Genomic DNA, 18,381 nt, shown 5'->3' on the forward strand with positions numbered 1-18,381 from the left:
GCCCCATGACACGTCGCGCGCTGGTGACCGGGGCAACCGCAGGGATCGGCAACGCGTTCGCCAGGGAGCTCGCGGGGCGCGGCTACGACCTCGTGATCGTCGCCCGGACGACCGACCGTCTCGAGGCGTTCGCGACGCAGCTGCGGAGCAAGCACCGTGTCGAGGTCGACGTCGTGACCGCTGACCTGTCGACCTCCGAAGGAGTCCGCTCGACCGTCAACCGGCTCACCGACACGACCCGCCCGGTCGACCTGCTGGTCAACAACGCGGGTGCGTCCCTGGCCGGCTGGTTCGGCACCACCGACATCCACGACGAGGACCGTCAGCTCGACCTGCTCGTGCGGGCCCCGATGCACCTCATGGACGCAGCGATCAAGACCATGGCCGGCCGAGGCGGGGGGCAGATCATCAACGTGTCGAGCGTCGCCGCCTTCACGCCGCGGGGCGTCTACTCCGCGCACAAGGCGTGGCTGCTCAACCTGTCGCGGTGGGCCGACATCCACTACGCCGACGTCAACATCTCGGTCCAGGCGTTGTGCCCGGGCTTCGTGCGCACGGAGTTCCACCAGCGCGGCGAGATGGACGTCTCGGGCGTGCCGAAGTGGATGTGGCTCAAGGCCGACAAGGTCGTCAAGGCCTCGCTCAAGGACCTCGACAAGGGCAAGTCCGTCTCGATCCCCTCGTTCCGCTACAAGGTTCTCGCGACACTCGCGCAGTACCTGCCCACGGGCCTCGTGACGCGGATCGCGAAGCGCGGGCGATGAGCACTCCGCGGTCCCTCGTGCTGCCTCCCGGCGTCGAGTCCGTGACGCTCGAGACGGCGCGCGGCGGTTTCGCGGCACACACGGCCCGTACGGACGGCGCCGTGGGTCACGTGCTGCTGATCCCCGGCTGGACCGGCTCCAAGGAGGACTTCACGGCCTTCCTGCCGCTGCTGGCGGCCGCGGGCTTCGACGCGACGACGTACGACCAGCGTGGACAGTACGAGACCCCGGGCGGTCCCGACGACGACTACTCGCTCGCGGGCTTCGCCGCCGACGCCCTCGCGGTCCGCGCGGCGGCGACCGGGGCGGCGCGCTCGCACCTGCTCGGGCACTCCTTCGGCGGTCTCGTCGCCCAGCAGGCGATCATCGACGAGCCCTCGGCGTGGCACAGCGTGAGCCTGCTCTGCTCCGGGCCCGGCGCCCTCGGTGAGACCCCGGGCCGACCGCCACTGACCCCGCTGGTCGAGGCACTCAGCGCCGTCCCGCTGGCCCAGATCCGCCGCGCGATGCCCAAGGACCCGTCGCTGCCGCCTGAGATCGCCGAGTTCCTCGACACCCGGTTCACGTCCAACGCCCCGGCCTCGCTGCGCGCCATGACCCGGCTGCTGATCGACGCGCCTGACGCGATTGACGACGTCGCAGCCACCGGCCTGCCGGCCTGGGTCGGCCGCGGGGCCGACGACGACGCCTGGCCCCACGCCGTGCAGGAGTCGATGGCTCGACGGCTCGGCACCCAGATCCACGTCGTGCCCGAGTCCGCACACTCCCCTGCCGTCGAGAACCCGCAAGGACTCCTCGACACCTGGTTGCCGTTCGTGAAGGAGCACAGCTGATGGCCGAGTTCACCCGAGGGTTCACCGGCGGCGCGCGCCGCGGCGGCGACGACCGACTGCCTCCCGGCCAGTACGACACCGGCGCGAGCTGGCCCGTGCTGACTGCCGAGCTGGCTCCGACGATCGACGTCGACACGTGGACCATGACGGTCGACGGACTGGTGGAGAAGCCGACGACGTGGGACTGGCGCGGCATCCACGCCCTCCCGTCCTCGTCCTACTTCGGCGACATCCACTGCGTCACGACCTGGACCAAGTTCGACACGACGTTCGCCGGCGTGAGCGTCGACGCGCTGCTCGAGGTCGCCCGGCCCAGGCCGGAGGCGACTCACGTCATGGCGACCTCGACGACGGGCTACACCACCAACCTGCCGCTCGACGACATCACCGGCGGCAAGGCGTGGATCGTGTGGGAGTTCGACGGCAAGCCGCTGCCGACCGAGCACGGCGGCCCCGTGCGCCTGCTGGTGCCGCACCTCTACTTCTGGAAGTCGGCCAAGTGGATCACCCGCATCGAGCTGATGGACCACGACGAGCAGGGCTTCTGGGAGCGCAACGGCTACCACGACCGCGGAGACCCGTGGCTGGAGCAGCGCTACCAGGGTGATGCATGACCGAGGCGATCGCCAGCTCCTGGACGACGGGGACGGTTCGCGAGGTCGAGCGGTTCGGCGAGACGTACGTCCGCCTGCGCCTCGAGGTCGCGGACCGGCACGACCACGTGCCCGGCCAGCACTACGTCGTGCGCCTGAGGGCGCCTGACGGCTACACGGCGCAGCGGTCGTACTCGCTGGCCTCGGACCCCGCCGACCCGCTCATCGAGCTGATGGTCGAGTGCCTGCCGCGCGGCGAGGTGTCGGGCTTCCTGCACGACGTCGTCGAGGTCGGCGACGAGCTCGAGCTGCGGGGCCCGATCGGCCGGTGGTTCGTGTGGGGCGGGGAGGTCCCGTCGTTGTGCGTCGCCGGCGGGTCCGGCGTGGTGCCGTTCGTCTCGATGCTCCGCTACGCCCGCCGCATGGGCACGGCGTCGCACCTGACGATCGTCGCGTCGGCACAGACCCGTCAGCGGCTGCCCTACATCGAGGAGCTCGAGGAGTTCGGTGCGTTCATCGCGCTGACCCGAGAGAATCACGGCGATCGCGTGGCGGCGCACATCTATCCCGACGAGCTCGCCGAGCTGTCGACGGGCATCGAGCGAGCGTACGTCTGCGGATCGGCCGGGTTCGTGAGCTTCGTCGGCCGCAGCCTCGGCGAGGCGGGGGTGCCGAGCAGCATCGTGCGCGTCGAGCAGTTCGGCGCCACGGGCTGATCTTTCGAGGGTTGACCTCAAGTCTGGTTCAGGTCCTAGGGTCGTGCCACGCACCCGTCAGAGACCCCGAAGGACCTGCGCATGACCATCGAGCACATCGCCATCCGGCCCAGTCACCCCGACTACGACGCGGCCCGGACCACGATCGGCGGCAGCTCCGAGCCCGCCGTCGTCCTGCGGCCGACCTCGGCCGACGAGGTCGCCGCATCGCTGCGGTACGCCCAGGCCGAGGGACTGCCGGTCGCCGTCCGCTGCGGCGGCCACAGCCCGCTGGGTCACAGCAACCTCGACGGCGGGGTCGTCATCGACCTGTCCCGGCTCGACGGTGTCGAGCTGTTGGGCGACGACCGCGTCCGCATCGGCGGGGGCGCCACCTGGGGGCCGGCCGCAGCCAGCCTGGCCGAGCACGGTCTCGCGATCACCTCGGGTGACACGACGTCGGTCGGTGTCGGCGGCCTGACGCAGGCCGGCGGGATGGGCTGGATGATCCGCAAGCACGGCCTGACGATCGACAGCCTGCTCGCGACCGAGGTCGTCACGGCCGCGGGCGAGATCGTCCGGGCGACGCCGATGCAGCACGCCGACCTGTTCTGGGCCGTGCGCGGCGGCGCCGGCAACTTCGGCGTGGTCACGGCCTTCGAGTTCCAGGCGCAGCGGATCTCGACGGTGCACTTCGGGACGATCAGCTTTGCGCTCGACGACGTCGCGGGGCTGCTCACCCGGTGGGCCGAGGCGATGCGAGCAGCGCCCGACGAGCTCAGCACCACGATGGTCCTGATGCCGGGGTTCGGCGACTTCCCGCCGGGCGCGGTCCTGTACGTCTGCCTGGCCGGCGACGACACCGAGGTGCTGCAGCCGCTTCGCGCGATCGGCACGGTCGTCGCCGAGGAGGTCGGCAAGCGGCCGTACGCCGAGATCCTCGAGGAGGCGCACCCGCCAGAGGGCATCCTGCCAGTCATCGGCAACACCCTGGTCGAGTCCGTCGACACGCCACTCGCCGACGCGATCGCCACGGCGTACGCCAGGGGTGGACGGGTCGTGTTCCTGCGCAGCCTCGGCGGGGCGTTCGGCCGGGTCGGCCCCGACCAGACGGCGTTCGCCCACCGCAGCGCCGAAGCCCTCGTCGTCTCCGCGGCGTTCCTCACCCCGGACGCAACCGAGGACGAGATCGCCTCGGCACGCGCGGTGTGGCGCACGATCGGCGACCAGGGCATCGGGGCGTACGCGGGGTTCCTCGGCTCGGACAGCCCCGACGACCTGGCCTCGCTCTGGCCGGAGGCGACCCTGAACCGGCTGCGTCAGGTCAAGCGGACGTGGGATCCCGGCAACGTCTTCCGCCGCACGTTCAACATCGCGCCGTGACGGCTCACAGATCGAGCAGGCGTCGGTACTGTGCGGGGTCGGTCGTGTTGCCGCCCAGCGGGAAGTCGATCTTGCCGAGGCCGTGGTAGTCGCTCGACCCCGTGCGCACCAGGCCCAGGTCACGGGCGATCTGCCCCAGTGCCGCCCGGTCCTCGGCACCGTGGTCGTTGTGGTCGACCTCGAGCCCGTCGAGCCCCTGCTCCGCCAGGGCGCCGATGCGGTCCCGCGTGAGGACACGGTGGCTGCCGCGTGACCAGGGGTGCGCCAGCACGGTCTTGCCGCCGGCGGCCTTCACCAGGCCAATCGCGGTGGGCAGGTCGGCGGCGTAGCGGTCGACGTACGCCGGCCGGCCGGGCTTGAGGTAGCGGTCGAACGCCTCGGTGCGGTCCTTCACGACGCCGAGGTCGATCAGCGCGTCCGCGACATGGGGCCGGCCCGTCGCCGCAGCGTTCGCCGACCGGGCGCGTACGTCCTGCGTCGTGATGTCGATGCCGAGGCCCTGGAGGCGCTCGAGCGTCGCCGGCAGTCGCGAGTTGCGACCGTCGATGACCTTGCGCAGCTCGGCGACGAGCGCACGGTGACGGGGATCGAACCGATACCCCAGCAGGTGCACGCTCCGGCCGTCGAGCTTCGTGGAGATCTCGATGCCGTGCACCAGCGTGATGCCGACCCGCTTCGCCGTCTTATCGGCCTCCCTCCAGCCCTCCGTCGAGTCGTGGTCGGTCAGGGCCACGACGTCGAGGCCGGCCGCCTTGGCCTTCTCGACGAGCACGGCCGGGCTGTCGGTGCCGTCGGAGCGGTCGGAGTGGGTGTGGAGGTCGATCTTCACGTGGTCAGGCTACGGGTTCGCCCGATGGTTCAGCCCAGCCGCTCGATGTAGTCCCGGACGAGCCCGTCGGCGAGGTCGACGGCAGCGTCAGGTTCGCGTTGGGCGGCTGACAGGGACACGAAGGCCGTGACCGACGTACGTCCACTGCTGAGGCTGATGGTGGCGATCAGGAGGCCTTGGTCAGTCTTGGACCGGCTCGATGTCTCCGTGCGCCGGGCCACCACCCCAGTCCAACCGTCGATCGTGACATCGTCGATGGAACCTTTGCCGCGCGCCGGCCGGATGATGCCGCCGTCGTCCGTCTTGCGCTCCGGCAGGTCGAACTCCCCCTCGTACGGCTCGTTGAACGAACGCGCGTCTTTGATGGCGTCGCTCGCGGCTGCCGCGTCGGCCTGGCGGCGGGCCTGCACCGCGACGAAGTCGATCGGGGTCGCCGGGTCCTGCACCTGCTCGGCACCCACCGGCGACGCCGGATCGACGTGGGCGGTCACTGCGACCGTTCCTTGCGGGTACGTGGTGCACGCCTCCGCGTCCTGAGGGCACCTCACACCGATCCTGGTGCCGCCGGGGATGTCCCCGGCCTCCGGAAGCGCCGCCTCGAGCTGCTTCGGCGTGTACGTCTGCGGAGCCGGTGTGGTCGTGGGCGTGTCGTCGTCTGGCGCGGATCCCCCACCACAACCGGCCAGCATCAACAACGCGACCGGCGCGACGAGCCACCGCACGCCGCGGCCTCGGGTCACGACTCCAGCCGCTCGAGATAGTCCTCGAGGACCTTCTCGATCAGCACGACCGCAGCATCGGCGTCGCCCTTGCCGCGGTAGACCGCGACCGATCCAGACACGACCGTCGCGCCGCGACTGATGCTCACGACAGCGTCGAGGATCGGCCGGCTCTTGAGGCCCTCCGGAGAGGAGAGGACGATCCGTCGGGGAGCGATGACGCCCTTCCAACCACGGATCGACAGGTCGTCGACCCGACCGGTGCCGGTGACGCCCGGCTGGTACTGGTCGCCTTCGAGCTTCTTGGGCTTGTCGGCGTACGTGCCGCCCGCCTTCGCGTTCGCAGCTCGGACCGACGCGACCGCTGCAGCGGCATCGGACTCCGAGCCGTACTGCGCGGCGGAGATCTGGACGAACTCGCCGATGCCCGGCGCGTTCGCGGCCTCCTCCTGCTCGACCGGCGACAGCTCGGACGGCGTCGCCTTGAGCTCGACGTGCACCGACCGCTGGGCCACGATCTTCTTGGACGGGTCGCAGCTGTCCTTCTCGTCCGGGCAGCGCGGCTCGACCTTTTTTGCGCCGGGGATGTCCGGCTTCTCGGGCATCGCGGCCGTCAGCTGGGCCAGCGTGTAGGTCCGCGGAGTCGGCTTCGCCGTCGGCTTGTCGGCATCGCCGTCGTCCGAGCCCCCGCCACAACCGGCGAGCAGCAGCAACCCCGCCGCGAACACCGTCATTCGTCTCAGCATGGCCCCACCTTCCCCCGGAACGACTAGCGCCGACAGCATGTCATGCCGCCGCATCGGCACTCAGGGCAGGCAGTTCCACTGGCAGGAGGAGTCCTCGACTTAGTCGAGCCTCTGGATGAACTCGGCCGCCAGCTTGCGCGCCATGTCCTCTGCGGCACCTTCGCGCTTCTCGGAGATCAGGGTCACCGTCACGTCGAGCCTGTTGCGTCCGTGCACAAGGCGAACGAGCGAGGTCTGATGAGGAAGCTTCGACACGGCAAGGGTACGGTCGCCGACCTTCACGAATGCGCGGGATGCGCAGAATCCACGCCAACCCTGGATTTGTGCACTCACGGTGCTGCCGGAACCGCGCCCGCCAGACAACAGAGCCCCAGTGTCGCGTGCCCTCCTCGGTCCGAAGTCGAACTCACCCTCGAACAGCTCGACGAGGTCCTCACGATCTCTCTTGAGACTCGCCTGCGCCGAAGCCTGGTCCTCGAAGACTGTGGCATCCAAGATGGCGACATTGCTCGGCTTCACCACATGTTCCTCGTCGGGAATCTTGCCACCCGGACGCTCGGCCAGGATGAACAGGGAGCTCGCGATGTTCTTCGGGCAGCCGGGCTCGCCGACACAGGCAGAGGACACCCGAGTGGCTGTCGGCACCTCGTCGAGGACCGGCACGGCTGCGCCCAGCTCCTGAACGGTGAACGGCTTGGGCTCAGGTGCACCCGACCCATTGGAGGATCGCTCCGGACCCGGGCACGCGGTCAGAAGGACGGCCGCGACGACCGCGACGCTCAGCCGACCGAGGACTCGGCCACCTCCCGTCACGCGAGCGGGGCTCCGGCGTCGGGACTGGGGCAGTTCCACTGGCGGACGACCTGGGTGCCGCGGTCGATGCCCAGCACCGAGATCGTCGAGGTGTCGAGCACGAACAGCCGGCCCTCCGAGACGTCGAGCCCCAGCCAGCGGGCCGCGAGGGCGCGGAGCGAGTGCCCGTGCGCGAACACCAAGGTCTTGCCGTCTGCTGCACGGGCGCGGGCCACGACGCGGTCGAGCCGCTCCGTGACCTGCTCTGCCGTCTCGCCGCCGGGCGACGGATGGGTCCAGACACTCCAGCCCGGCACGGTCTTGCGGATCTCCGGCGTCGTCAGGCCCTCGTAGTCGCCATAGGCCCACTCCGCGAGGTCCTCGTCGAGCTCGGGGTCCGCGAAGCCGGCGAGCTCGGCGGTGTGCACCGCGCGGCGGCGCGGGCTCGACAGCACGTGCGCGAAGTCGATGCCCGACAGCGGACCCACGAGCGTACGAGCTGCGGCCTCGCCCTTCTCCGTCAGTGGCAGGTCGGTCGTCGACGTGTGCTGGCCGCTGCGGCTCCACTCCGTCTCGCCGTGGCGCACCAGCCAGAGCTGGTCCTCGGCCTCGTCATCGTGGGACAAGGGCCCAGATGTCCAGGTCGAGCAGCACACCGGCTGCGTACTTCGCGTCGTCCCCGCGCAGGGTCATCGACTCGTCGCGGCCCTTGGTCGCCACGAGGCGCAGGCGCAGGGCGCCGACCCCCGGCGCCGAGGTCTCGGCCTTGTCGAGGACCTCGGACCACGCGTAGACCGTGTCGCCGGCGAGCGCGGGCGCGACGTGGGCACCGGCGTTGATCGCGGCGATCAGCTGCGCGTTGGCCAGGCCGTTGAACGACAACGCCCGCGCGAGCGAGATGACGTGCCCGCCGTAGACGAGCCGGCTGCCGTCGGGGCGCGCCTCGGTGTTGAAGTGCACCTTGGCGGTGTTCTGCCACAGCCGGGTGGCGAGCATGTGCTCGGGATCGGTGAGCGTGACCCCGTCCACGTGGTCGATCTTCTCGCCGACCTCGTAGTCGTCGAAGCGGTGCGGCTCCCCTGCCGCCTCGAAGTCGTACGTCGTGAAGTCGAGGCCCTCCGGGATGACGAGGTCCTCGGCCTCCACCGCCGCGGCGAGCTCGGGCACGACGGTCTCGGGCGCCGGGGCTTCGGGATCGCGCTTGTGGACCATGACCCAGCGCGCCCAGTCGAGGACGACCTCGTCGCGCTGGTTGGTGGCCGTCGAGCGTACGTAGACGACGCCGGTCCGGCCGTTGGAGTTCTGCTTGAGCCCGATGACCTCGGACTGCGTCGCGATCGTGTCGCCTGGCACGACCGGGCGATGGAAACGGCACTCGGCGTAGCCCAGGTTGGCGACGGCGTTGAGCGACACGTCGGGAACGGTCTTGCCGAACGCGATGTGGAACGCGACGAGGTCCTCGACCGGGGCTGGGGCGAGCCCGACGGAGGCCGCGAACTCCGCGGACGACGGCACCGCGAACCGGGTCGGGTAGAGCGATCCGTACGCTGCTCGGTCGCCCTCGGTGACGGTGCGAGGCGTGGCGTGGCGGATGATCTGCCCGACGCGGAAGTCCTCGAAGAAGTTGCCGGGATTGGTCTTGGTCACGGCGGCCTCAGACGGCGAACGGGTCGCGGCCGGGCATCTTGGTCAGCAGCTCCTGGCCCTGGGCGAGGAACTTGTGCTCGACGAGCACCTCGTACTTCGTCGCCACGACCTTCTGCACCGAGCTGAAGTCCCGGTTGCCGCGGGTCGCGGCATAGCCGAGGGCCGCCGACGTCACTCCGAAGACGAGGCCGAGCAGCAGACCGCCCAGCACGGCGGCAGCGAACGAGCTGCCGTCGCTGAACAGGGCGAGCAGCAGCCCGACGAACAGCCCGAATCCCACGCCGGAGCCGGCTCCGGCCATCAGGACCCGACCCCACGTGAGCCGGCCGGTGACCCGCTCGACCTGCTTGAGCTCGGTGCCGACGATCAGCACGTTCTGGACCGGGAACTCGTGGTCCGAGAGGTGGTCGACGGCCTTCTGGGCGTCGGCGTACTTGTCGAAGACACCCAGCGACTGCGGGTACTCGAGCGAGAAGATCTCTGCCATGTCTTGGAGCCTACTCAGAGCTTGTAGTCCTTGAGCAGGCTACGGCCGATGATCATCTTCTGGATGTCCGAGGTGCCCTCGCCGATGAGCATGAATGCCGCCTCTCGGTAGAGCCGCTCGATCTCGTACTCCTTGGAGTAGCCGTAGCCGCCGTGGATCCGGAACGAGTCCTGCACGACCTCGTTGCAGTACTCCGAGGCCAGCATCTTGGCCATGCCGGCCTCGACGTCGTTGCGCTCGCCGGAGTCCTTGGTGCGAGCCGCGCGGACGACCATCGCGTGCGCCGCCTCGACCTTCGTGGCCATCTCGGCCAGGCGGAACAGGATCGCCTGGTGCTGGGCGATGGGCTTGCCGAACGTCTCGCGCTGCTGGGCGTACGCGATGCCGAGCTCGAACGCCCGGTTGGCGATGCCGACGGCGCGGGCGCCGACGTTGACGCGACCGACCTCGACGCCGTCCATCATCTGGTAGAAGCCCTGGCCGGGCTTGCCGCCGAGGACCTGGTCGGCCGAGATCTGATGCTTCTCCAGGATCATCTCGGTCGTGTCGATGCCCTTGTAGCCCATCTTCTCGATCTTGCCCGGGATCGTGACGCCCTGGGCGGTCTCGCCGAAGCCGGGCTCCTTCTCGATCAGGAACGTCGTCATGTTCTTGTAGACCGACTCCTCGCCCTCGTCGGTCTTGCACAGCACCGCGACGAGGTTGGACGAGCCGCCGTTGGTCAGCCACATCTTCTGGCCGGTGATCTCGTAGCCGTCGTCGTTCTTGGTCGCCTTGGTCTTGATCGCCGCCACGTCGGAGCCGAGCGCGGGCTCGGACATCGAGAACGCCCCACGGACCTCGCCGGTGGCCATCCTGGGCAGGTACTTCTGCTTCTGCTCGTCCGTGCCGTGCCGGTTCAACATGTAGGCCAGGATGAAGTGCGTGTTGATGACGCCGGAGACGCTCATCCAGCCGCGGGCGATCTCCTCGACCACCAGCGCGTACGTCAGCAGGGACTCGCCCAGGCCGCCGTACTCCTCGGGGATCATGATCCCGAAGATGCCCAGCTCCTTGAGGCCCTCGACGATGTCGGTCGGGTACTCGTCCTTGTGCTCCAGCTCCGTCGCGACCGGGATGATCTCCTTCTCGACGAACTGACGGACCGTCTTCAGGATCTCTTCCTGGATCTCGGTCAGACCTTCGGTGCGGACAAGACGACCCATCTCGGGCTCCTCACAGGTTTCCGGCGGTGACCTGCTGACTGTACCGACGGGTAATCGGAATGTCGTCCGGTGCGGATGGTGACCTTCGTTACCTGTCGTTAACCTGCGCCGCCCGGGGCTGGCCGCGGCTCAGTCCGCCAGCACGGCCTCGGGCGGCGGCCGGCTCAGCACCACGACGACGAGTCCGGCGAGGATCAGCGCCAGACCGACGTACACCCCGATCGGTGGCGTCTGGTCGAGGAAGATGCCGGCGAGGATCGCGGCGCCGGGCACCTCGAACAGGAGCAGGAGCGAGATCAGCCCGGGGCTCATGACCGCCAGCAGGTGGTTGAGGACCGAGTGGCCCAACAGCTGCGCGCAGATCGTCACGCCGATGATCGCGAGCCACGTGCGCCCGGAGAACCCCATCAGCTCCACCTGGCCGACCAGGCAGGCCACCGCCAGCGCCACGGCACAGATCCCGTAGCAGGCGACGGTGTACGACGTCGTCGAGACGCTCTCGCGCACGCGGCTCCCGGCCATCAGGTAGAGCGCAGCGGTCAGACCGCCGGCGAGCGCGAGCAGGTCGCCGGCGACCGCCTCCGCCGACAGCGAGAAGTCGACGCCGGTGATGACCAGCACGCCCACCACGGCGATCGAGATGCCTCCGACCACCGCTGCCGGGGTGCGATCGCCCCGCAGCCGGTCGATGACGACGACGAAGACCACCTGCATGCTGACCATCGCCGTCGCGGCAGCGACCGAAGTCATCTTGAGCGCCGAGACCCACGTGGCGAAGTGCAGCGCGAGCATCAGGCCGGCGAACACCGTCGCGTACCAGCCGGACCGGCCGAGCGTGGCCAGCTCGCGACGGATCGTCCGAGCGGCGAACGGGGCGACGGCGAAGGCCCCGAGCGCGTTGCGCCAGAACCCGATCGCGAGCGCCGGCGCGCTCGCCCCGGCCATCAGCGGACCCGATGCCGAGACACCGAGGATCGCGACGACGGCGAGGAAGGCATTCACCCGCACAGTCTGCCGGTATGCCGCTCAGCCCGGCCGCCGCCGTGCCACGATGTCGCCATGACTGTGCTCGCCATCTGCCTGATCGCCGTCGGCGCCGTCGTCTCGGTGCTCGGTGTCCTCCGCCTCGTCTCGTCGCGCCGCCGCGTGCTCGCTCCCGGAGAGGTGGCGCCCGGCAACGGCATACCGCTCATGGTTGCGGGCGACATCGCGTTGATCGCCGGCGTGCTCGTGCTGGTCCTGTAGACGCAGCGAACTAGAACAGGTTCTTGTCTCCGGGAACTCGCGCTGGGATGCTTCCGGCATGGACCTGCATGCGCTCGAAGAGATCCGGCGGCTCAAGTACCGCTACTTCCGCACCCTCGACCTCAAGCTGTGGGACGAGTTCGGCGACACGTTCACGGCCGACGCCGTCGGGCGCTACGGCACCAAGGTGTACGGCGAGATGGACGCGCTGCAGGGCCGCGACGCGATCGTCGGGTTCATGAGCGACAAGCTCTCGAACGGCATCGTGACGATGCACGTCGCCCACCACCCCGAGATCGACGTGGACGGTGACACCGCCGAGGCGTCGTGGGGGTTCGAGGACACAGTGATCGCGACGGATTTCAAGATCCTCATCCGCGGCGCCGGCTACTACCGTGACCACTATCGGCGCGAGGCCGACGGATGGCGCATCGCCGAGACGTCGTACGAACGGATCTACGAGGCCATGGAATCCCTCGACGACACCCCCAGCCACCAGCTGATCGCCAACCGCTGGGCGCCTCAACGCTGAGTGTGACGATGTGCAGGCGACACGCCCGTACGAGCCTGCAGATCGTCACGCCCAGCGGGGTTCAGCCCCAGGCTTTCTCGAGCTCGGCCAGTGCTGTCTCGAGGTGGGTGAGCAGTCGCTGCAGATGCGGGACGGAGCGGCGGCAGCCGATGAGGCCGAAGTCGAGGTAGCCGGCGCGGCTCGTCAGCGTGATGTTGAGCGCGAGGCCGTCCGTCACGATCGACACCGGATACATGCCGTCGAGGCGGGAGCCGTTGAAGTACAGCTCCTTCTTGGGCCCCGGGACGTTCGACACGACGACGTTGAACGGCGGGTTGGTGTACTTCACGAAGCCCGGGATCGGGGTCAGCGCCAGCGGCAGCATCTGCAGGGCCGAGAACGCGAGGATCTGGGTCGGCGTGAGCTCGCCGAGGATCTTCTTGGCCTGGCGCGAGGAGTACGCGATCTCCTCGAGCCGGGTCGCGCCCTGGTCGCGGTCGGTGGCGAGGTTGACGATGATCGCCCCGGTGGCGTTGCCGGTGCCGGTGTCCTTGCCCGCCGACTCGGCACGCAGCGACAGCGAGACCGGCACCATCGCCGTCATAGGCTCGTCGGGCAGCGCATGCTGCTCGAGCAGGTAGTCCCGCAGCGCACCGGACACCATCGCCAGGACGACGTCGTTGAGCGTCGTCGCAGACGACTTTGCGACCCGCTGAATGCGCTCGATCTCCCACGACTGGGCAGCGAAGCGTCGCGCGCCCGTGATCGTGCCGTTGAGCACCGTGTTGGGTGCCCGCGGCAGCGTCACGTCACCCTCACGGATGATCTGGTTGGCGATCTTGAGCCCGGCCGGCAGGAGCCCGGCGATGTCGCCGGCGGCCCCGGCACCCGTACGCACGAGGGCCATCGGGTCGAAGGTCTTCTTGGCGCCCGACGACGGTCGGGGCGGCAACGCCCACGGCGGCAGGCAGTCCATGGCGTCAGGATCCTCGCTGAGCGAGCGCTGCATCAGGCGCAGGGCCGAGACGCCGTCGACCATCGCGTGGTGCACCTTGGTGTAGACCGCGATGCGGCCGTCCTTGAGCCCTTCGACGACGTGGACCTCCCACAGGGGCCGGTGCCGGTCGAGCAGGGAGCCGTGCCAGCGCGAGGTGAGCTGCAGGAGCTCGCGGATCCGACCCGGGCTCGGGACGGCCGAGTGGCGCACGTGGTGGTCGTAGTCGATCGTCTCGTCGGACTTCCAGCGCGTGCCGACGGGCTCGCCCGGACGCTTGCGGAACAGCGGCGAGATGTTGTCGGTCTGCCGGAACGCCTCGAGCATCTCGCGCACGAACTCCGGCCCGGCATCCTCCGGCGGGACGAAGAGCTGCAGGCCCCCGACGTGCATCGGATGATCCCGGTTCTCCGCCAGCAAGAACATCGAATCCGTGGGCGGCATGAACGACATCGGCAATCCTCCGGGCAATGGCACCGTACTCGCAGTACGCTGACGGGACGTGTGGCGCAAGTCACTGTAGGTGACAAGCTCGTGAACCATGAGTGACATGCGCGTTCGCGGGGTAAACGAGTGTTGCACCCATTCTGGAGGGAACCCGATGGCACCGCACCTGGCACTGGCAGCCGAACCTCGCTTCTTCCGCGGAGCCAGCCTGCAGTCCAAGCTCCTGGGCTTCGGCCTCCGGCACACCGTCCGGCCCATCATCGACGCCTGGACCCGGCTCCCGTTCGACGTGTTCCCGCCCAACGTCATCGAGACCGCGGCGCGACTCCTGCCGGTCCACGAAGGCACCCGCTGGCGCCACGTCGACCTCAACGACTGCGGGGCCGAGTGGTTGCAGGCCAAGGGCGTGTCCGACCTGCACGGCGGCAACACCGGCGCGATCCTCTACTTCCACGGCGGTGCGTTCCTGACCTGCGGCCTCAACACCCACCGCAGGCTCGTGTCGCGCATCTCGTACGCCTCGGCGCAGCCCGTCCTCAACGTGGGCTATCGCCAGATGCCCTACGAGCCCATCACCGAGTCGGTGGCCGACGGGGTCAACGCGTTCCGCTGGCTGCTCGACCAGGGCTACGCCGCACGTGACATCACGATCGCCGGCGACTCGGCCGGTGGCTACCTCGCGTTCAGCGTCGCCCGCGCCGTGATGGACAACGACTGGGGCCAGCCGGCCGGAGTCGTCGCCCTGTCACCGCTGCTCGACTTCGACCCGACCAACAAGCAGGGTCACCGCAACGCCGACCGCTGCCAGACGTTCCCTATCGGGGCCTTCGCCAAGCTGCACGAGGTGTCGGGCCGGATGGACAGCCGTCGCGGCATCTCCGGCAGCCGGGTGTGCCCCGTCGACATGCCCCTGGCCGACATGCCGCCGGCGCTGGTGCAGATCGGCTCCCGTGAGGTCCTCATGGCCGACGCCGAGCTGATGGCCAACCGCCTGGTGTCCGCGGGCGTGCCGTGCGACCTGCAGGTCTGGGACCGCCAGGTCCACGTCTTCCAGGCCGCCGCCGCCTGGGTCCCCGAGGCGCGCACCGCGATCGAGGAGATCGGCACGTTCGTGCGCCACCTCGCCGCTCGCGAGGTCGACACGACGGCCCCGGTCACCGCCCCGGCTCCCGCAAGCGCATCGCGCCGCAGCCGCGCCGCCGTACGCTGAACGGTGTGAACCGCACCGACCTCGTCGCCGAGCTCGCCAAGAAGTCCGGGCTGCTCTGGGTCTCGTACGGCCGTCGCGTACACCCCGTGTGGCACGAGTGGGTGGGTGACGCCGTGTGCGTCGTGGCCGGCGGCACGGAGCAGCCGCTGCCCGACATCGAGCGGCACGAGACCGTGCTGCTGAGCCTGCGCAGCAAGTCAACGCGGGCCCTCGTCGCCGAGGCGCCCGCCCGGGTCGAGGTCGTGGTGCCGGGGTCCGAGCACTGGGACCCGGTCACGACGGCGCTCAAGGCCGGCCGCCTCAACCTCAGCGACAGCGACGGGGCGATCGACCGCTGGGCGCGCGAGTCGGTCGTGGTGCGGCTCGTGCCGACCGACGAGGTGGCGCTGCCCGACCAGATCAGCACGAGGATCGCGCACACGGCGCCCCATCTGACGCGTTGAGCCCGCGACTTGCGGGTAGGCCATACGCAAAGACCTGACGGAGAAGGGGCAGCCATGTCGGACAACGCCATCAACGAGGACGAGCTCGAGGTGCACGACCCCAAGCGCGCCGCGGCCGGCGTGACCGGCGTACGGGTGTCGCTGCAGCGCTCGCTGGCCAACATGGGCGTACGCACGACCGCCAGGACGCTGCTCAAGCTCAACCAGGCCGATGGCTTCGACTGCATGAGCTGCGCCTGGCCCGACCCGGACCCGGAGAACCGGCACACGGCGGAGTTCTGCGAGAACGGCGCCAAGGCCGTCGCCGACGAGGCGACCAAGACCCGGGCGGACCCGGCCTTCTTCGCCCGCCACAGCATCGCCGACCTCAGGGCCCACGACGACTACTGGCTGAACGAGCAGGGCCGCATCACCCATCCGATGGTCAAGCGGCCGGGCGGCACGCACTACGAGCCCATCGGCTGGGAGGAGGCGCTGCGTCTCGCGGCGGACCACCTCAACGGCCTCGACTCCCCCGACCAGGCGGTGTTCTACACGTCCGGCCGCGCGTCCAACGAGGCGGCGTTCCTCTACCAGCTGTTCATCCGGGCCTACGGCACCAACAACATGCCCGACTGCTCCAACATGTGCCACGAGTCCAGCGGCACCGCCCTGACGGAGTCGATCGGCATCGGCAAGGGCAGCGTCAGCCTCCGCGACATCTACGACGCCGAGTGCATCGTGATCGCCGGCCAGAACCCGGGCACCAACCACCCCCGCATGCTGTCCGCGCTCGAGATCGCCAAGCGTCGCGGCGCGAAGATCATCGCGATCAACCCCTTGCGCGAGGCCGGGCTGGTCAACTTCCGCAACCCGCAGAAGCCGCGTGGGGTCGTCGGCCGCGGCACCGACATCGCCGACCTGCACCTGCCGATCAAGCTCAACGGCGACCTCGCCCTGTTCCAGGCGATCGGCTCCTTGCTCGTGGAGTGGGACGCGCTCGACCACGACTTCCTCGACAAGCACACGCAGGGGTTCGAGGAGTGGGCCCAGCACGTGCGCGAGGTCGACTGGCAGCTCGTCGAGTCCGCGACCGGACTGACCCGCTCGCAGATCACGACGGCGGCCGAGATGATCCGCGGCTCCGGCGCCACGATCTACTGCTGGGCGATGGGCCTGACCCAGCACCGCAACGCCGTCGCCACGATCCGCGAGATCGCCAACCTCGCCCTCGCCCGCGGCGACATCGGCAAGCGGGGAGCCGGGCTCTGTCCCGTGCGCGGGCACTCCAACGTGCAGGGCGACCGGACCATGGGCATCTGGGAGCGCGTGCCCGAGCACTTCCTCGATGCCCTGCAGGATGAGTTCGGCTTCGACCCGCCACGCGAGCACGGGCTCGACACGGTCGACGCGATCCGGGCCTTCCGCGACGGCAAGGCGTCGTTCTTCATGGGACTCGGCGGCAACTTCGTCGTCGCCGCTCCGGACACCGAGGTCACCGCCAAGGCCCTGAGCAGCGCCGACATGACGGTGCAGGTGTCGACCAAGCTCAACCGCTCGCACCTCGAGTGCGGCGACACCGCGTTGATCCTGCCGACCATGGGGCGCACCGAGAAGGTCGTCACCCCGGCCGGCGAGCAGTACGTCACCGTCGAGGACTCGATGTCGGCGGTGCACGCCTCGCGCGGCGTCCTGCCGCCGGCCAGCCCGCACGTCCGCCACGAGATCGCCATCATCACCGGGCTCGCGGAGGCGACGATCGGGCACCGACACGGCATCGACTGGTCGGCCATGGCGATCGACCACGACATCATCCGCGAGCACATCTCTCGGGTCGTCCCGGGCTGCGAGGCGTACTCGCACAACGTCGACCGCCCGGGCGGCTTCGTGCTCCCGCACCCGCCCCGCGACACCCGTACGTTCGAGACCAAGAGTGGCAAGGCCGAGTTCGTGCCCTCCCCGGTCGAGCTCCTGCACGTGCCCGAGGGCCATCTCGTGCTGCAGACGCTGCGCAGCCACGACCAGTTCAACACCGTGATCTACGGCCTCAGCGACCGCTACCGCGGCATCGAGGACGGCCGACGCGTCGTCTTCGTGCACCCGGACGACATCACTGCCCTGGGCTTCGCCGAGGGCGACCTGGTCGACCTGGTCGCGCACTGGGAGGACGACGAGGTGCATCGGGTCGCCAAGCGCTTCCGCATCGTCCCCTACGACACCCCGCGGGGCTCGGCGGCGGCCTACTACCCCGAGACCAACCCCCTGGTGCCGCTCGACTCGACCGCCACCGGCAGCAACCAGCCGACGTCCAAGTCGGTCATGGTCCGCCTCGAGCCGCACCCGAGCGAGGACGAGGCCAACGCCGAGGACGGGGTCGAGCAGGACGACGTCGGCGCCGATGACGGGCACAAGACGGACCGCCAGCCCAAGCACCTGTCGTGAGCGAGCCGTACGACCTCCGGAGGTTCGTCGACGCCCAGACCGGCGGCACGTACGAGCGGGCACTCGCCGAGCTGAGAGCCGGCCGCAAGACGAGCCACTGGATGTGGTTCGTCTTCCCGCAGCTCGCCGGCCTCGGCCGCAGCGAGACGGCCGTCCGGTACGCCGTGGCCGGGGTCGACGAGGCTCGGGCCTATGCGACGCACGCGCTCCTCGGGCCTCGGTACGACGAGTGCTGCGCGGCGCTGCTCGGCCTCGGCGACGTGCCGATGGGCGACGTGCTGGGGCAGGTCGACGCGCAGAAGCTGCACTCGTCGCTGACACTGTTCGCGCAGGTGACCAGCTCGCCCCTGATCGACCAGCTGATCGACCGGCACTTCGACGGGCAGCCCGACCCGGCGACCCTCGAGCTGATCTGAA

Annotated in this window: 21 protein-coding genes; 11 read left to right on the top strand and 10 right to left on the bottom strand. The window is 69.7% G+C overall.

Features of this window, described 5'->3' with window-relative positions:
• Positions 1-5: 5 nt before the first annotated feature.
• The 5 genes from AB0N22_RS08625 (at position 6) to AB0N22_RS08645 (ending at position 4,268) form a co-directional block, all read left to right on the top strand.
• Positions 6-764 (top strand): SDR family oxidoreductase, encoded by a 759-nt coding sequence (locus AB0N22_RS08625; protein ID WP_364638182.1) that lies wholly within the window; start codon positions 6-8, stop codon positions 762-764.
• Positions 761-1,597 (top strand): alpha/beta hydrolase, encoded by an 837-nt coding sequence (locus AB0N22_RS08630; RefSeq protein WP_364638185.1) that lies wholly within the window; start codon positions 761-763, stop codon positions 1,595-1,597. Before AB0N22_RS08625 ends, AB0N22_RS08630 begins: the two co-directional genes overlap by 4 nt.
• Positions 1,597-2,211: a sulfite oxidase-like oxidoreductase gene (locus AB0N22_RS08635; RefSeq protein WP_364638188.1), complete on the top strand. Its 615-nt coding sequence runs from the start codon at positions 1,597-1,599 to the stop codon at positions 2,209-2,211. Before AB0N22_RS08630 ends, AB0N22_RS08635 begins: the two co-directional genes overlap by 1 nt.
• Positions 2,208-2,906 (top strand): FAD-binding oxidoreductase, encoded by a 699-nt coding sequence (locus AB0N22_RS08640; RefSeq protein WP_364638191.1) that lies wholly within the window; start codon positions 2,208-2,210, stop codon positions 2,904-2,906. The genes AB0N22_RS08635 and AB0N22_RS08640 overlap by 4 nt, the downstream gene beginning before the upstream one ends.
• Positions 2,907-2,987: 81 nt before the next feature.
• On the top strand, positions 2,988-4,268 hold the full coding sequence (locus AB0N22_RS08645; RefSeq protein ID WP_364638194.1) for an FAD-binding oxidoreductase: 1,281 nt from the start codon (positions 2,988-2,990) through the stop codon (positions 4,266-4,268).
• A 4-nt stretch (positions 4,269-4,272) separates the two neighbouring features.
• On the opposite strand, the gene AB0N22_RS08650 is transcribed toward AB0N22_RS08645, so the two are convergent.
• The 9 genes from AB0N22_RS08650 to AB0N22_RS08690 form a co-directional block, all read right to left on the bottom strand.
• Positions 4,273-5,097 (bottom strand): PHP domain-containing protein, encoded by an 825-nt coding sequence (locus AB0N22_RS08650; RefSeq protein WP_364638197.1) that lies wholly within the window; start codon positions 5,095-5,097, stop codon positions 4,273-4,275.
• Positions 5,098-5,126: 29 nt separating this feature from the next.
• Complete coding sequence (locus tag AB0N22_RS08655) at positions 5,127-5,837, bottom strand: hypothetical protein (protein ID WP_364638200.1); 711 nt, start codon at positions 5,835-5,837, stop codon at positions 5,127-5,129.
• Entirely contained in the window at positions 5,834-6,562 is a 729-nt protein-coding gene (locus AB0N22_RS08660) for a hypothetical protein (protein WP_364638203.1), read from the bottom strand. Before AB0N22_RS08660 ends, AB0N22_RS08655 begins: the two co-directional genes overlap by 4 nt.
• A 99-nt stretch (positions 6,563-6,661) precedes the next feature.
• A complete protein-coding gene (locus AB0N22_RS08665) occupies positions 6,662-7,225 on the bottom strand; it encodes a hypothetical protein (RefSeq protein WP_364638205.1) in 564 nt (187 codons plus the stop codon).
• 146 nt (positions 7,226-7,371) lie between these two features.
• Positions 7,372-7,980 carry a histidine phosphatase family protein gene (locus AB0N22_RS08670; RefSeq protein WP_364638207.1) on the bottom strand — a complete coding sequence of 203 codons (609 nt, stop codon included), beginning with the start codon at positions 7,978-7,980 and terminating at the stop codon, positions 7,372-7,374.
• Positions 7,967-9,001 carry a MaoC family dehydratase gene (locus tag AB0N22_RS08675; protein ID WP_364638210.1) on the bottom strand — a complete coding sequence of 345 codons (1,035 nt, stop codon included), beginning with the start codon at positions 8,999-9,001 and terminating at the stop codon, positions 7,967-7,969. Before AB0N22_RS08675 ends, AB0N22_RS08670 begins: the two co-directional genes overlap by 14 nt.
• A gap of 7 nt (positions 9,002-9,008) precedes the next feature.
• On the bottom strand, positions 9,009-9,488 hold the full coding sequence (locus AB0N22_RS08680; RefSeq protein ID WP_364638213.1) for a general stress protein: 480 nt from the start codon (positions 9,486-9,488) through the stop codon (positions 9,009-9,011).
• A gap of 14 nt (positions 9,489-9,502) precedes the next feature.
• On the bottom strand, positions 9,503-10,693 hold the full coding sequence (locus AB0N22_RS08685) for an acyl-CoA dehydrogenase family protein (protein ID WP_364638216.1): 1,191 nt from the start codon (positions 10,691-10,693) through the stop codon (positions 9,503-9,505).
• A 129-nt stretch (positions 10,694-10,822) separates the two neighbouring features.
• The gene (locus tag AB0N22_RS08690) at positions 10,823-11,695 is read right to left on the bottom strand and encodes a DMT family transporter (protein WP_364638219.1); all 873 of its coding nucleotides are present in this window, start codon (positions 11,693-11,695) and stop codon (positions 10,823-10,825) included.
• A 57-nt stretch (positions 11,696-11,752) separates the two neighbouring features.
• Here AB0N22_RS08690 and AB0N22_RS08695 point away from each other — a divergent pair, with 57 nt between their 5' ends.
• Both AB0N22_RS08695 and AB0N22_RS08700 read left to right on the top strand, forming a co-directional pair.
• Positions 11,753-11,938 (top strand): hypothetical protein, encoded by a 186-nt coding sequence (locus AB0N22_RS08695; protein ID WP_364638221.1) that lies wholly within the window; start codon positions 11,753-11,755, stop codon positions 11,936-11,938.
• A gap of 58 nt (positions 11,939-11,996) precedes the next feature.
• Positions 11,997-12,470, top strand: coding sequence for a nuclear transport factor 2 family protein (locus tag AB0N22_RS08700; RefSeq protein WP_364638224.1), 474 nt, complete (start codon positions 11,997-11,999; stop codon positions 12,468-12,470).
• Between the two features lie 61 nt (positions 12,471-12,531).
• Here AB0N22_RS08700 and AB0N22_RS08705 read toward each other — a convergent pair whose 3' ends face one another.
• Positions 12,532-13,896, bottom strand: coding sequence for a wax ester/triacylglycerol synthase family O-acyltransferase (locus AB0N22_RS08705; protein ID WP_364638227.1), 1,365 nt, complete (start codon positions 13,894-13,896; stop codon positions 12,532-12,534).
• Positions 13,897-14,044: 148 nt separating this feature from the next.
• Here AB0N22_RS08705 and AB0N22_RS08710 point away from each other — a divergent pair, with 148 nt between their 5' ends.
• From AB0N22_RS08710 to AB0N22_RS08725, 4 genes are read left to right on the top strand one after another with little or no spacing between them, the layout of a single operon-like run.
• Positions 14,045-15,100, top strand: coding sequence for an alpha/beta hydrolase (locus AB0N22_RS08710; protein ID WP_364638230.1), 1,056 nt, complete (start codon positions 14,045-14,047; stop codon positions 15,098-15,100).
• Between the two features lie 5 nt (positions 15,101-15,105).
• Positions 15,106-15,543, top strand: coding sequence for a hypothetical protein (locus AB0N22_RS08715; RefSeq protein WP_364638233.1), 438 nt, complete (start codon positions 15,106-15,108; stop codon positions 15,541-15,543).
• 54 nt (positions 15,544-15,597) lie between these two features.
• Complete coding sequence (locus AB0N22_RS08720; RefSeq protein ID WP_364638236.1) at positions 15,598-17,964, top strand: FdhF/YdeP family oxidoreductase; 2,367 nt, start codon at positions 15,598-15,600, stop codon at positions 17,962-17,964.
• Positions 17,961-18,380 (top strand): DUF1810 domain-containing protein, encoded by a 420-nt coding sequence (locus AB0N22_RS08725; protein WP_364638239.1) that lies wholly within the window; start codon positions 17,961-17,963, stop codon positions 18,378-18,380. The genes AB0N22_RS08720 and AB0N22_RS08725 overlap by 4 nt, the downstream gene beginning before the upstream one ends.
• Position 18,381: the final 1 nt, after the last annotated feature.

The organism is Aeromicrobium sp. NPDC092404 (genome assembly GCF_040684095.1).
Lineage (GTDB): Bacteria > Actinomycetota > Actinomycetes > Propionibacteriales > Nocardioidaceae > Aeromicrobium.